Below are 14,244 nucleotides of genomic sequence, written 5' to 3' on the forward strand. Positions count from 1 at the left end.
TGTCAGAGCTTAGAGCCGGAGTCGGCAGCCTGTTTTTAGAAAGGCGTTCGAGACCAACAACGCCTCGAACGGTTAAGATATCAAAGACTCGCTATCCGGTGGATCGCAATGCTGCTCCTCTTAAGTGAACAGCATTGCGCCCAGGGGCGGCCTAAAACATAAACAATTGATCTACGGATTTTGACAATTAATCAAAGCACTTGCAGCTTTATTTTTTTCAATTCGCACATTAGCAAATGACATGTCCAGCTCGCCCTCAGTATAGATAGTGAATGGGCGCAAGACCTGTGTCAAAAACTCTTCCGGCGGCTGTTGCACACCAAAGTTCTCACCCGATGTCGGGAAGCATTTAAGATCAACCGACAACGTCTGCCAGCCATTGCCGACCAAATACTCTTTCATGCCTTCGGTCATATCCAGATCTGACGCACAGTAAGACCCACAACCAAAGCGAAGATAAGTCGTTTGGGTTGGTGCTGAATCCACTTTAATATCGAAAATCAACGCTGCCTGATCTTCCACGTAGCCGGTCCAGTCCTGGCGCTCGTCAACAAACAAGGCTACGTGCCCAGGGCCTTGTCCGTTAAAAACTACCTGACGCGCGTCCTCCTGTTCATTGCGGTCTACTGCCGTCACCGTCACTGTAGAGGTGCTCATGGTTTTTCCTTCCATCACCAACCGGTCGTTTTCTGCACCCACGGCCTCAATGCCCCACGGCTCTATCGGCCGCCGGTCAAACAGCGGCAGTACATCAGAGGTTGCACTAACGGTGAGGCCCTCCTCCGATAGGTCATCACCGAGTGTATCTGTGTCGGCATAGGTCAAACCAAAGCCATAGGGAAAGAGTGGGTCATAGTTTTCGTCGCCCACATTAAGCGGTACTTGATCGGGTGTCTTTGGCCAGGAGAATGACAGTTTACCCGACATGGGCACGTTAATATCGCCATCATTATTGCGAAATAACACGTCAGATACACCGACACCTTCGGTTCCCGGCTGCCAGATAACGACAAATGCATCGGACGCGTTAAGCTCGCGGTTTACCCAAAGCGGACGACCGGTAATAAACAAAGCGACCACCGGAATGTTGGCGTCTTTAAAGGACTGCAACAGTTCAAGGTCGTCAGTTTTTCCGCGTTTATAAGCAAGATTAGAAACATCGCCCTGCATTTCAGCGTATGGATCTTCGCCAAATACGACAATGGCGACATCAGGTTTGGTTTCAAAGCTTCCATCTTCACTGAGTATTGCCTCACCGCCGCCAGCATTAACCACGGACTCAATACCATCAAAAACTGAGGTTCCACTGGGGAAATCTGAATTTTTGTTGCCAGTACCCTGCCAGGAAATAGACCAACCCCCTGCTTGCTTACCTATATTATCGGCGCCATCACCTGTGACCAATACTTTTGCTTCGCGCGACAACGGTAGTAAACCGTCGCTATTTTTTAGCATTACCAGCGATTGCTGCACCGCTTTACGGGCGATAGCCCGATGCTCTGGCGCACCTAATAATTCAGCTTTGCCTGCCAGAGGCCTAGACGAAGGCTTGCCCGCTTCAAACAAGCCGGCACGAAGTTTGACTCGCAGAATACGGCGTACAGCATCGTCAATGCGGGCCATGGTGATGTCGCCATCTTTAACGTTCTGCACAGTGTTTTGGTAGAGCTCTTTCCAATCCGCATCGGGCGCCATAAACACATCCAAACCGGCGTTCACAGATTGCGGGCAGTTGGTTGCCGTACACCCCTGAACAAAGCTGTGCCCGGCCCAATCACCCACGACCAAACCATCGAAGTTCATTTGACCTTTTAACACATCGTTGAGCAGGTAATCATGGCCGTGCATGCGCTTACCATCCCAGCGCGTAAATGACGCCATTACGGCCTGCACGCCCGCCTCCAGGGCGGTAAAATATCCGGCGCCGTGAACATCGCGCAGATGTAATTCGTCACCTACGGTGTCACCGCGGTCAATACCGTCTTTGGTTCCGCCGTCACCAATAAAGTGCTTTGCTGTTGCGAGAACACGTCCTTCGCCCATAAAGTCCTCACCAGCCTCCCCCTGCAGGCCGCGTACCATTTCACCGGCATAGGCCCCTACTATCTCAGGCGCCTCCGACCAGGACTCGTAGGTCCGCCCCCAGCGCTCATTGCGAGCCACGGCCACAGTGGGAGAAAAGTCCCAATCAATACCCGTCACCAATAATTCGCGGGCCGTCGCCCAACCGATTTGTTTCAGCAACTCTGGGTTATTCGCTGCACCCAACGCAATGTTGTGAGGGAACAAGGTTGCTCCCACTACATTCCCGACGCCGTGTACGGCATCCGTACCCCACATAATCGGAATACCTGCGCGTCCGTTTGATTTATCAATAGACGCCAGATAGAACCCGTCGGCAAGCGCTAACCAATCTTCAACCGATGCGTACTTATCACCCGAGGGAAAAGATCCACCGCCGTTGAGGACCGAACCGACATGGTATTTGCGTACATCATCAGGGGTGAGATGCCTAATCTCTGGCTGAATCATCTGTCCCACTTTTTCTTCAAGGGTCAGTGTCTCTATTATTTGATCAATGCGCGCCTCAATGGTCGCATCTTGTTTTACTTCGCTTTGAATGTCGGGCCATACGACCGGCGCCTGGCTACTTGCCGAGGGACTAGATTCTGTAACGGCATTACCCGTTTCGGGGGCCACCGACTCAGTGTTAGGCTTCTGGCATGCTGCTAGCGACGCCACAATGGCACTGGCCAGTGCCAATCGCCGGAGAGTTGTTATCGCCATGGGTGGCTCCTCGTATAATTGTTCAATGGTATATATGTACTTTGCAAACGCGAGTATACGAACGTAGGATCGTGGTTGGCGACCCACATTATGACAATTTGAAAAAGTGGTGCACCCCACTTTTAGCATTATCAAAGGCGTCTAAACCTTCGTCACCCACAGGTGCACTGGCCCCGCACCTGACAGTAATTGTAGCAACTTGTCTTTTTAATAACGTTATGAGCGGCAACGGAAGTCATCACTACAGTTTCAAGTCATTTTTACAACTTAAGCTTTCAAAAATGCTCGACCACATTATTGGTCAGAGTACTCAGTTGACAATAAAAAGGCTAAATACAGTCGATAAAAGTACTAATAGTAAGCCGACCCGTGCGCGGACTACTATCTGGTATAAAGCTCGAAGGTATTGAACCACTGTGTAAATTTCGTCGACGGTAAATAATAAGTCGATTGAAAATACCTTTCTGCTCTCCTATCCGGGTAAACAAAGCTGTGTCACCGTTTATATAGCCTTGCTGCGGAATATTGTCAGTGTCATTTTCACTTTCCAGTGACTTATAATAGGCAACTTGCCGCTCTTCATCGATATATTCGAAACCGGTCTTATTATGACGATAGAATGAGGTCCCCCCCAGATCTCCTTTAAACAAATAAAATACAGCCGCCAATTCATCCTGCTTTGGCGAATCAAAATGCGGGATACGCTGCAACAGCTTAAGTTTATCCGAGGGCACCGTCACAATGGAGTATTGGCATAGCGACAAAGCAAGCTTCGATCCCTGCAGATCAAACACCTGCTTTAATTGTCGCCCTAATGTACGTAACAGCAGAGACTGAAACTCAACGGGCACTGGAGCTCGTATTCCGGGAAAAAATTCCGAATATTTTGCAAACTTTTGCTGAGCGGCATGTTCCACCATAAGATCAGGGTTTTGCAGAAAATCATCAACGACCAGTAGCGGCGAGCGCTCTTCGCCCAACTCATAAACACTGGTAGCCATATTAGGATTTAACGATAATTGCATACTCACTCTCAGCGCGTGGCCTTGCAGTAATGATTAACAAATTCCTGATGATTTGGCATTTTACTGACAGCCTCAGCTATCGTATTGCGTGTATTACTTAGGTGGCCTACCAACTCTTCATCTGACATAGTGCTAAATATCGAGTGATACCGTTTTGGTGTGATACCTTGCCCTAGCATCACATGTGTCCAAGATTCGAGCCGAAACATCTCTTGATCACCTTGAAAAGCAAGGCCATTCTCTCTAAACAATTCAATACGATGGGTCAATGAATCTGGGACATCCATGTTTTTGCAATAACGCCAAAACTCACTATCTTCACGTTCAGTGGCATGGTAGTGCAATACAATAAAATCGCGAACGTTTTCCAGTTCGGCAATAGCCTGCCGATTGTATTCATCAATGGCTGTCTGGGTAATACCGTGAAAGGGGAATATTTTCATCAACCTCGTCACCCCGATCATAAACAGATAGATACTGGTGGACTCCAAGGGCTCAACAAAGCCACTGGAAAGACCTAAGGCGACGCAATTGCGACTCCAAAAAACTTTTCGCCGGCCGGTTTTGTACTTAATAACCCGAGGCTCAGTTAACACCTTTCCCTGAACATTATCCAAAAGGTGCTGTTTTGCCTGCTCATCAGACATAAACTCGCTACAAAATACGTTGCCATTGCCTACCCTATGCTGCAACGGTATATGCCATTGCCAACCCGCCTGATGTGCGGTACAGGTCACATAGGGTTTCGCAGGCTCAACTGACTCCGTTTGCACCGCAATTGCGCTATTACATGGAAGCCAGTGCGACCAATCCTCAAAAGGGACATTTAACGTTTTATCAATCAATAATCCGGTGAAACCAGTACAATCGATAAATAAATCACCCTCAACCACCTCACCTGATTCAAGCTCAAGCGCCTTAATGTCACCATTTTCATGCTGCTGTACGTTCTGAATCTTCCCCTCGATTCGCTTGGCACCGAGCTTTTCACTGAATTGGCGTAAATACTGGGCATATCGCGTTGCATCAAGGTGGTAAGCGAAGTTAATACGGCCATTTTTAGAGGTAGCAAATTTATTCGCCAATGCCGCTTGCGCTTCCAGGTTATATTCACCAAAACCCGCATCTATGCCTTTACTTTTACCGTATAACCAAAAGTGCTGGAAATCTGCAAGGAAACTGCTCTGCCCGGTTGTACCGAACGGGTGGAAGTACTCGTCACCAACCTGCCCCCAATTTTTAAATGAAATCCCTAATTTGAACACGGCCTCAGTAGCGCGCATAAACTCTTGTTCATCGACACCAATCAGCGAATGGAAAACACGCATAGGAGGAATCGTAGCCTCGCCGACGCCCACCGTACCAATTTGCTCAGATTCAACAAGCACAACATCCACAAGCTCACCAAGCTTTTTAGATAAAGCTGCCGCAGCCACCCAACCTGCGGTGCCACCACCAGCAATCACTACTTTTTTTACAGCATTATTCTGCAAAACCAGTCCTCACACGTCATCAGTAGGTCATTCAATTCAAAAAATTTACTTATCGGTTAAGAAAATTCAAAAGCATGGCACGCAACATTCTGCCCTTTTCTTTATCAATCTCACCAAGATATCCTCGCGCCTGTTCCGGCAAGTGCTCTGTTGCCCGCTCTGCATCATCAAAGATGTAATAATCGAAAACATGTTTCCACGCCAACTTTTCGTGCTCTGGCCTGCCGCGTAAACTTAACATTGCATGATACAAGACATCTTTTGCCGGACCCATGTGCCGTGCAGAGTTACTCCACCAATAGTTTACCAAAACATTAAACTTGCTTTGCGACTCCACCTGATGCCACCACATACTGGGCAGGTACAACGCATCACCCGCTTCAAGTTCAGCGACTTGGCCATGTTTAATAGCCTCAGCAAACCTAGGGTACTTTGTGAAATCAGGATTACCAAAATCCACCATACTTAATGGCTGGCCACCTGGTGTGGGCGTTAATGGCCCGGGGTAAAGATTCGCAATTTGATCTGGTGGAAAAAGTGTAAATTGACGTTCCCCTACCACACAACAAGCCAAGTTATCGGGAGCATCATGATGGCAACAAGCAGTGGTACGATTCCCAATCCAAATACTCACGCGAACGTCTTCTAAGGGAGAACTGGCAGCAGGCCTCGGTATACCAATATCATTTTCGGCTCTGAAGCCTGGGAAATGTGTGTCTATAAGATTCGATGCAATATAGTACGAGCTGGGGCTTTGCTCAGCAAAACTTGCTTCGATTAGGTCCAGAGCCTCATCCACTTGCATTTTTTGCGTCTGAAAATTTAGCTCTGTAGCATCTGCACTATAGAAAAAACGCCCCTGAATGGAAGGTTCACCAATGCAAATAACGGAGGGCCGACCATTATAAAACGACTTCAAATACTCAATAGCGCTACTGTCCGACTGCCTCCCTTTCTCGACAAGCTTCCAGTCATTAACCAGCCCCTTGATGACAGCGGGCTCATCAGACGAGAAAATACTGTCGTCTATTTGGCCAACCCGCTTAGGGTTAACGATTTTAGTTTTTTGGGTTATAGGCAACATAATGTCATTCTAACAAGTTGAAAGACCATCCTGACATTAACTCAACTGTCTATTTTTGATATCTATCAACTTTCTAATATTTGTCATTGATGCAGTAACCGCATACGCCAACGGCAAAAAGCCCAACTTACTCAGCTTTTCCAGTTTTTCACCTTCCAGCTGCGCGAGCTTTTCTTCATTGATCGTATAATGCCCCGATAATTGATATTTTTCGCCACTATGCAAATCAAATTCAATATTGACAGGCTCGATCAAATCCATCTCCAAAAAGATTCTGAACATAAGATCTTGCGAGGCCACACCTTGGTGAATAACTTTCAAAAGGTTAGCGACGTGCTCAAGATAAGGGCTATTCCCACCGTGCTCCAAAAACAGAGCGTGCCCATCCTGATGACCCACTTTAGCATGATCCAAATCAATATGAATCATTGCCTCATTGGATTCACCTGAACTTTGAGATTGTATTCCGATCAAAAAAGGACCTTTTGCAACAGCCGCAGGAATATAATTGGCAGCCCAGCCAGACTCACTCCCTGAATCCAAGAATAGATTTTCGCCTTGATTTAACCCTAAAAGTGCAATGGACTGATATTTTTCAGTTTTTTTATTCAATTTAAATAAAATAGGATACTCTTTTTGCAATTCAACAAACTCTGTTGGAAAAGCCAAAACACTCCCTACATTATCACCAAACTCAGCACCAAAGCGTGCAAGCACCTTTAAATCCTGATGAGATACATTATTCAATAATACGTTATTTGCCATTGTTTCAATTCTACACCTTAGAAAATTATTGGTTATCAAAGCAGGCATGCTCCGCAATGGTAATTCCTGCGCCAATAAAAAAGCCGCTTTGCAGCGGCTTTTTTACTTATCAAAGATAAGACACTTTAACTAAATGTAAAGCCTTTAATTAAAATGTATAACGCGCACCAACTTGATAACGTGGAGCCAGGTCGTACATATCCCACATCATGGCTTCGTTACGGCCGTGAGAACGGCTGTTTTCACCAGTGATGTTAATACCTTCAAAGGATAAAGACAAACCATCGATGATTTCATAACTTACGTTAAGATCGATTTGCGAGTACGCCTCGATATAACGCGGGTTACCAAATCCACCACGGTTAGTCTCATTCAAGTATTCATCACGCCAGTTGTAAGCAAGACGAACCTGGAAGCCGTAGTTTTCATACATACCCACCAAGTTAGCAGTATCACTCAAACCAACCAGAGCAAACTGAGAATCAGAAGGATCGCCCAGATTATCGAAGCTTACATCACCACGCACCAGCGTATAGTTGGCCTGAATACCAAAACCGGTCTCGCCAAAGAAGTGCTGTATAGCAAATTCAGCACCGTGGATTTTGGCTTCACGACCATTATTTGGTGTGCTGGTTCTGAAGGTGTAAACCGGGTCATCACCGTTTGCGATAGGATCCCAGCCCGCTTGCTCAGCCAGGAACAGGTTTTGGTCCGCAGTACCTGTGTACACAGCGCTGCCAAACTCAGCTTGCCACTCAGAGCTGCCTTGCGCAAACTCGTTCCAGATGAACTGACCAAGTAGATTATCGTCGTTAAGACTCAAACCCGCTGCCGCCAAGTCACTAGCCGCCTGTTGCGCACGAGGACCAGCCGTTACGTCACGAATACCACCAAGCAGGTCATCGCGGTTTACAGTCTCCGAGCCGAGGAAGTTCATTACGTTCTTCTCGAAGACCCCAGCAGACACATAGCTGGTATCACCGTAATACCACTCCAACGACAAATCGAAGTTAGTGGATTCCAGTGGCAACAGGCCGGGGTTTGAAGAGCTAGCAGTGGGAACTGCGCCTAGCAAGGTTGAACCGCCGCCAGCACCAAAGCCAGACGCCGACACACCCAAACTATTCAGACCCGCACGGGCAATGGTTTTGCTATAAGAGAAGCGACCAATCAGATCTTCCTGGATGTTCAGGGTAAGATCGAAGCTAGGCAGCAGGTTGTCATAGCTCTCTTCGGCACTGGCCAAATTGGACTCTACGGTTGGATCCACACGAATAGCAACATCGTTATTGGATTCCCAAATAGACCGATAGCGAGCGGCCAACGAGCTAGAGAACACATCGGTCTGCTCATAGCGCAAACCGGTCAGAATTGCGAAAGGCATATCGCCTAACTCGCCATTCAACTCAATCTGGAAGTAAGCCGCTGCAGTATCTTCCTGCACGAGGTTGTCAGCAGTTTGGGTCATATCAACGGGTATGATACCGTCGTAGCGATCATACGTTTGAGCTTGCTCGTACATCGCTACGGGGTCGCCAATAAAGCCGTGACCATCGCGAGGTGACCAGTCTTCAAATTCGCCCTGTATGTCAAAAGGCTCAACAATACCAACGAACTCACCAGGGTAGCCACCATTCCAGTTACCCAGAGCAACGTTTTCCGCTGCATAGTTCAGGGTATGAGATTCCATTTCACGGGTTTCTACACCAAAATCAAAGCGACCATTGTCAAATTCATAACTGGCGTCCAATTTAACTTGGGTAACCGCTGACTTTTGATCCGCTTGACGCAGGTTAAACATGGTAGAGCTGATATCACCGGGGTCACGCGTACCGTCCCGATTAACTGGGAAACCGGTGTTACCACCCTTGCTCTCATCGTATTGGTTCTGATACGTTGGGAACTCAGCACCGAACCACCATTCGCGAGAAGAAACACTTGGGTTAGCCAGCGCCATACGCACTGAACCCGCACCATAAGGGCCGGTACCGCGGCTGTGCATTTCCGAATCATGCACGTCCAGAACCACACTAAATTCGTCGCTAACCTGGAAGCCCAGATTCACACCGAAAGATTCCAGCGTATTGGTTTGGTTTGCGTACTGCTGCTCGTGACCCTCGTCAATACCATTGGCGTAAGTCTCGGTAGCGTAAACCATGGTGGCGATGTCTTGGTCGTCAAAAGTGACGGCCTGAAGATTATCCCCCTGCTGCATCCACTGACCGGATTGACCCAAATGGCGCTCGATTTGGTTTTCAGCGAAGGTGTAATCCACTGTGCCGGTTATACGATCTGTAGGCGCAAACTGTACAGTCAGTTGAGCGTTATCACGGGTACGCTGGGTATCGGTGAACTCATAGCGCAAGTCGTAAAAGCGCGAGTAATACTGGCCTTGATCCGGAGCATTTGTTACGTCTACGTCAACGTTATTCCAGGCTCTATCAGGATCTGTAATATCATTCCACTCATAGATACCCCAGTCATTAACTGTGGCGCCCACGGTGCCCGAGTCACGCTGCTGGTGGCTGGCACTCAAGGCAACCCCAAAAGTACCGCTGTCGTTAGAAAAGCTGAACATGCCCGACACTTCGGGAGTCACATCATCGCCTGCGCGATTGGAGGTATCCATTACCGCTTTACCGCCAACACTTGCGGTGAAGCCAGGGTTATCCAGAGGACGTGTGGTCTTCAGGTTAATAGTTGCACCAATACCACCAGTGGTAATGGATGCTTTACCGGTTTTGTAAACTTCAACGCCACTCACACCTTCAGATGCCAGGTTAGCGAAGTCAAAGGCACGTGAGCCGCCACCGTCACCGTTGAAGGTAGAAGCGGAAGGCATGGTACGACCGTTCAAGGTAACCATGTTGTTGCCGGCACCAAAACCACGAACGGTTACTTCTGAACCTTCGCCGTTGTTACGACTGATGGAAACACCGGTAATACGCTGAAGAGATTCAGCCAAGTTGGTATCGGGGAATTTACCAATGTCTTCTGCTGAAATCGCATCTACAACACCGGCTGAGTCACGTTTGATATCCATTGATCGCTCGAGCGACGCGCGGATACCGGTTACTACAACTTCTTCAAGCATGCTCGCGTCTTCTTGTGCCAAAGCTTGGGTTGAAAACCCAGTCATTGCACATGATGCGACCGCTGAAGCAATAAGCTTACGCTTAAAGTTGGTTTTTTTATACATGAGGCTCTCCTTGATTATGCTAGGAAGATTATTATTTAGCATCTCGCTTAAATCCCAAGTACCGTTTTATTTGTCTTACTGGACACGCTTGGCACTTGGTTTTGCAAATCGGAATTTGCAAATTCTCTGTGTAAGTGGGCTTCAGCATATGGGCCACTGAACCGTGTAATTTATAATCGTATATCCCGCTTACCCTATCTATATCGTTGCTTTTTTAACATTGTTATTTTTAACGTTTTAGTCTTTTTGACTTTAAGCTGGATTCAATTTACGCCATTCTTTAGGTCGATTCAACAATTTTTATTGCCAGCCTCTCGAGCATCTCTGCTGGCGTCACACTCAAATTCGACACTCAACGCTCAAGCCATGCGATATCAACGTGCTCCGACAACAACCAAGTAACATTAGCTTATCTGCAACAACACGCAACCCACATCAATCTATTGGGCCAATTTACGGCATGCCAAAGAGGTATTCAATACTCTCTTTAACTCCCCCATCGATGTAACCGGTTACCCACCCTATGTTAACAATAACGTAAACAATATCTTCGCAACTTTAAACACCTAGCCTCTCTACTGAGGGAAACATCAATAACCCGCAAACAACATTGAAACTCGTGCCAGACACAAAACAAAAAACCAAGAGAAACCCTGTAACATACTGTTTAAAAAGGATAAAAACTTCTCGATGGTGGAAACAACAGAGCTCCCTCTTTGCGGAAATGGTAGCGCAACCATTACACCTCAACACGAAGAGCACCCAATGAATTGGCCTTTGTAATTTTTTTGTTAAAATTTAACTGATAACGCTACCACAGTGGATCAATGATACTCGCGATAACACTCCCAGCCGAGAAGTGTCTCTCAAGTCAGGTAATTCAAGGGCTCTGAGAGACATTTACCTAATAAGGTGGTCTTTGCAAAAAATGTAACCGTTTACACTATTGACAGCGGTGTCATTACGCAGCCCAAAATGGCGCTTTTTATCGCATAAATGGCGCATTAATGACGGCTTGTTTTGGTCGATCAGACCATTAGAAACAGGTAAACGATAAAAAATTCGAAATATCGCGACATTTAATCCGCTGCGGCAACCACCCAAAAGGCAATTAACGGAGCGACTCAAATCCACGCCCCCTTTACATACAACTGCAACATCGAGCTCGCCGATGTCTCTTGCGCGATTAAGCAGCAGCTTCAGCACAACTGAAAAAATAAAACTCCAAGCGCTAATCCATGTGAAAGTAGCCGTATATTTCATCGGCCAGCTTCCGGCTAACACCTGCAGTTTTAGCCAGCTCTTCCACGCTGGCTGCTTTAATTTCCTGCAAACCGCCAAAATGACGCAATAACTCCCGACGTTTCGCAGGCCCTACTCCGGGGATATCGTCCAGCGAAGACCCTCTGCGCTTTTTATCGCGACGATTTTTATGACCGGTGATGGCAAAGCGGTGGGCTTCATCACGGATCTGCTGTATGACATGCAGTGCTGGCGAGTCACTACCCAATACAATCTCCTGCCCGGTATCGTTGTTATAGAGTGTTTCAAAGCCTGGCTTGCGAGTGGTACCTTTGGCCACACCAATAAGCTGAACGCCTTTCACCCCCAACTCATTCAGCACGTCTCTTGCCACGCCCATCTGCCCCTTACCACCGTCAATAAATAAAATGTCCGGCAGCTTCCCCTCCCCCTTTTGTAATCGGGTGTAGCGACGCGTAAGGGCTTGCTCCATGGCGGCATAATCATCACCCCCGGTGATACCATCGATATTGAAACGGCGGTAGTCCGATTTCGCGGGCCCCTCCTTATCAAACACCACACAGGAGGCAACCGTTAGCTCTCCACTGGAATGACTGATATCAAAACACTCCATGCGGGCGGGAACATCCTCGAGCCCGAGCACATCTTGCAAGGCTAACAAGCGCTCGGTAACCGTTTTTCGGCTGTTAATTCTGGCAATAATGTTTTGTTCAGCGGCCCGCCGGGCCATGTCCACCCACTTGGCGCGGTGCGTTCTGACATTATGAGTAATAGCTACCTTGGCACCGCGAGCCTCCGCCAGGGCCTGACTGAGCAGTTTTGCCTGAGCCAGAGGAGCGCTGGTTATTATTGCGCCCGGCACCTCGCGCCCACTCCCTAAATAAAATTGAGGCAAGAACTCATCCAGGACATCAGCCTCAGACAGGCTCAGGCCTAACTTGGGGTAATAGCTCCGACTGCCTAATATTCGCCCCTGGCGTATAAAAAGGGCATGCACGCAAGCATTAGCACTGCGCAGAGCAACGGCAATTATATCCAGATCCGCGCTGCCCTCTTCTACATTCTGCTGCGACTGAATTGTACGCAGCGCACTGATCTGATCGCGCAATTGCGCCGCTCGCTCAAACTCCAAACTCATCGAGGCTGATTCCATATCGTCGGCCAGCTCTTTCAGCAGCTGGTGATTTTTGCCAAGCAAGAACAGGCGGGTATGGTGAACATCTTTGGCGTAATCTTCAGGTGCAATGAGATCAACACAGGGACCAGTACAGCGATCAATCTGATACTGTAAACAGGGTCGAGAGCGATTGCGGAACACGCTGTCTTCACACTGGCGCACTTTAAAGGTTTTTTGCAAAAAGCTCAGGCTATCTCTAACAGCACTGACGTTTGGGTAAGGGCCATAATAATCGCCCTTTTTCTTTTTCGCCCCTCTATGCAGCGCAAGCCTCGGATAGGGCTCTGCCGAAGACACAAACACGTACGGGTAGGATTTATCATCACGCAGTAAAATATTGTACGGCGGCCGGTTGGACTTGATGAGGTTCTGCTCGAGTATCAGCGCTTCACTTTCACTGGCCGTTAGGGTGACTTCAACCTTGGCTATGCGCGCAACCAGCGATTGGGTTTTAGGTGCTAAGCCGGTTTTGCGAAAGTAGCTGGATAACCGCTTTTTGAGATTCTTGGCCTTACCGACATACAGAATATCCCCATCAGCGTTAAACATCTGATACACGCCGGGGGCCTGAGTTTGATTTGCGAGAAATCGCTTGGGGTCAAATTGCGCATCTACCATAGGCGAGCATTATACCGATATTGGCCGCCTGACATGACAAAATACTCGGTTTACACCACAGCTTCCGGATCCAAATAATTGTGCTTCACCGCTAATAAGGCCAACTCTACATCAGAGTTAATCCCAAGCTTTTCAAAAATCCGATAACGATAGCTGTTGACCGTTTTAGGGCTAACCGAAAATGTGTTGGCTATCTCCTGCGCTTTGCGACCACCGGCTATCAGCATGGCGGTTTCGAGCTCGCGTTGCGACAAGAGCTCAAAGGGCGTCGCACTCTGCTTGCCGGTGATATTTTGGAGTGCGAGCTGTTGGGCGATTCCATTGCTCATGTATTGATTACCACGAACGACCGTATCAATGGCGGTAGTAATATCGGCAAACCCTGTGCCTTTGGTTACATAGCCCATGGCCCCGGCTTGCAGCAATCGCGAGGGGTATAAACTGTCGTCGCAGGCGGTAACAGCAATGATTTTCACGCCAGGGTTGGCAAGGAGCATTTTGCGTGTTGCTTCTAAGCCACCAATGCCGGGCATCTTGACGTCCATTAGCACTACATCCGGCGCCAATGTACGGGCACAGGTTATGGCCTCCTCGCCGCTTTTCGCATCACCAACGACTTCGTATCCATCTACGTCGCTCAGCATACGGACGATGCCCATACGCACCAGGTCATGATCGTCTACGACCAGTATTTTCGTCACCGGATACTCCCCGGAAGGCGATATACAACACCTTCATTTTCGACTTGCGACAAGTTCTGTCTGTGTCAATTTTTGTTTATTACCCGAGAATCTTAGCAGTTTATGGGCAATAATGGGAACTATTATCCCCGC

General features: G+C 48.0%; 9 protein-coding genes. All 9 read right to left on the reverse strand.

Annotation, left to right across the window (positions count from 1 at the left end; all coding sequences use genetic code 11):
- Positions 1-171: 171 nt before the first annotated feature.
- Positions 172-2,787 carry a glycoside hydrolase family 3 protein gene (locus tag QWI17_RS14930; RefSeq protein WP_302723325.1) on the reverse strand — a complete coding sequence of 872 codons (2,616 nt, stop codon included), beginning with the start codon at positions 2,785-2,787 and terminating at the stop codon, positions 172-174.
- Between the two features lie 329 nt (positions 2,788-3,116).
- Positions 3,117-3,812 (reverse strand): DUF6445 family protein, encoded by a 696-nt coding sequence (locus QWI17_RS14935; RefSeq protein ID WP_302723326.1) that lies wholly within the window; start codon positions 3,810-3,812, stop codon positions 3,117-3,119.
- An 8-nt stretch (positions 3,813-3,820) separates the two neighbouring features.
- Complete coding sequence (locus tag QWI17_RS14940) at positions 3,821-5,305, reverse strand: tryptophan halogenase family protein (protein ID WP_302723327.1); 1,485 nt, start codon at positions 5,303-5,305, stop codon at positions 3,821-3,823.
- Between the two features lie 49 nt (positions 5,306-5,354).
- Positions 5,355-6,389 carry a cupin-like domain-containing protein gene (locus tag QWI17_RS14945; protein WP_302723328.1) on the reverse strand — a complete coding sequence of 345 codons (1,035 nt, stop codon included), beginning with the start codon at positions 6,387-6,389 and terminating at the stop codon, positions 5,355-5,357.
- 36 nt (positions 6,390-6,425) lie between these two features.
- Positions 6,426-7,154 (reverse strand): SapC family protein, encoded by a 729-nt coding sequence (locus tag QWI17_RS14950; protein ID WP_302723329.1) that lies wholly within the window; start codon positions 7,152-7,154, stop codon positions 6,426-6,428.
- Positions 7,155-7,302: 148 nt separating this feature from the next.
- A complete protein-coding gene (locus tag QWI17_RS14955) occupies positions 7,303-10,353 on the reverse strand; it encodes a TonB-dependent receptor (protein ID WP_302723330.1) in 3,051 nt (1,016 codons plus the stop codon).
- Between the two features lie 900 nt (positions 10,354-11,253).
- The gene (locus QWI17_RS14960) at positions 11,254-11,616 is read right to left on the reverse strand and encodes a hypothetical protein (RefSeq protein ID WP_302723331.1); all 363 of its coding nucleotides are present in this window, start codon (positions 11,614-11,616) and stop codon (positions 11,254-11,256) included.
- Entirely contained in the window at positions 11,585-13,411 is a 1,827-nt protein-coding gene (gene uvrC, locus QWI17_RS14965) for an excinuclease ABC subunit UvrC (RefSeq protein ID WP_302723332.1), read from the reverse strand. Before uvrC ends, QWI17_RS14960 begins: the two co-directional genes overlap by 32 nt.
- Positions 13,412-13,461: 50 nt before the next feature.
- Positions 13,462-14,112: a response regulator gene (locus QWI17_RS14970; protein WP_302723333.1), complete on the reverse strand. Its 651-nt coding sequence runs from the start codon at positions 14,110-14,112 to the stop codon at positions 13,462-13,464.
- Positions 14,113-14,244: the final 132 nt, after the last annotated feature.

Source organism: Gilvimarinus gilvus, from assembly GCF_030518155.1.
Classification (GTDB): Bacteria; Pseudomonadota; Gammaproteobacteria; order Pseudomonadales; family Cellvibrionaceae; genus Gilvimarinus; species Gilvimarinus gilvus.

Excerpts from the sequence above, each read along its gene's own strand:
- uvrC (WP_302723332.1), bottom strand. The coding sequence starts at position 13,411 with ATGGTAGATGCGCAATTTGACCCCAAGCGATTTCTCGCAAATCAAACT.
- QWI17_RS14935 (WP_302723326.1), bottom strand. The coding sequence starts at position 3,812 with ATGCAATTATCGTTAAATCCTAATATGGCTACCAGTGTTTATGAGTTG.
- QWI17_RS14960 (WP_302723331.1), bottom strand. The coding sequence starts at position 11,616 with ATGAAATATACGGCTACTTTCACATGGATTAGCGCTTGGAGTTTTATT.
- QWI17_RS14945 (WP_302723328.1), bottom strand. The coding sequence starts at position 6,389 with ATGTTGCCTATAACCCAAAAAACTAAAATCGTTAACCCTAAGCGGGTT.
- QWI17_RS14930 (WP_302723325.1), bottom strand. The coding sequence starts at position 2,787 with ATGGCGATAACAACTCTCCGGCGATTGGCACTGGCCAGTGCCATTGTG.
- QWI17_RS14955 (WP_302723330.1), bottom strand. The coding sequence starts at position 10,353 with ATGTATAAAAAAACCAACTTTAAGCGTAAGCTTATTGCTTCAGCGGTC.
- QWI17_RS14950 (WP_302723329.1), bottom strand. The coding sequence starts at position 7,154 with ATGGCAAATAACGTATTATTGAATAATGTATCTCATCAGGATTTAAAG.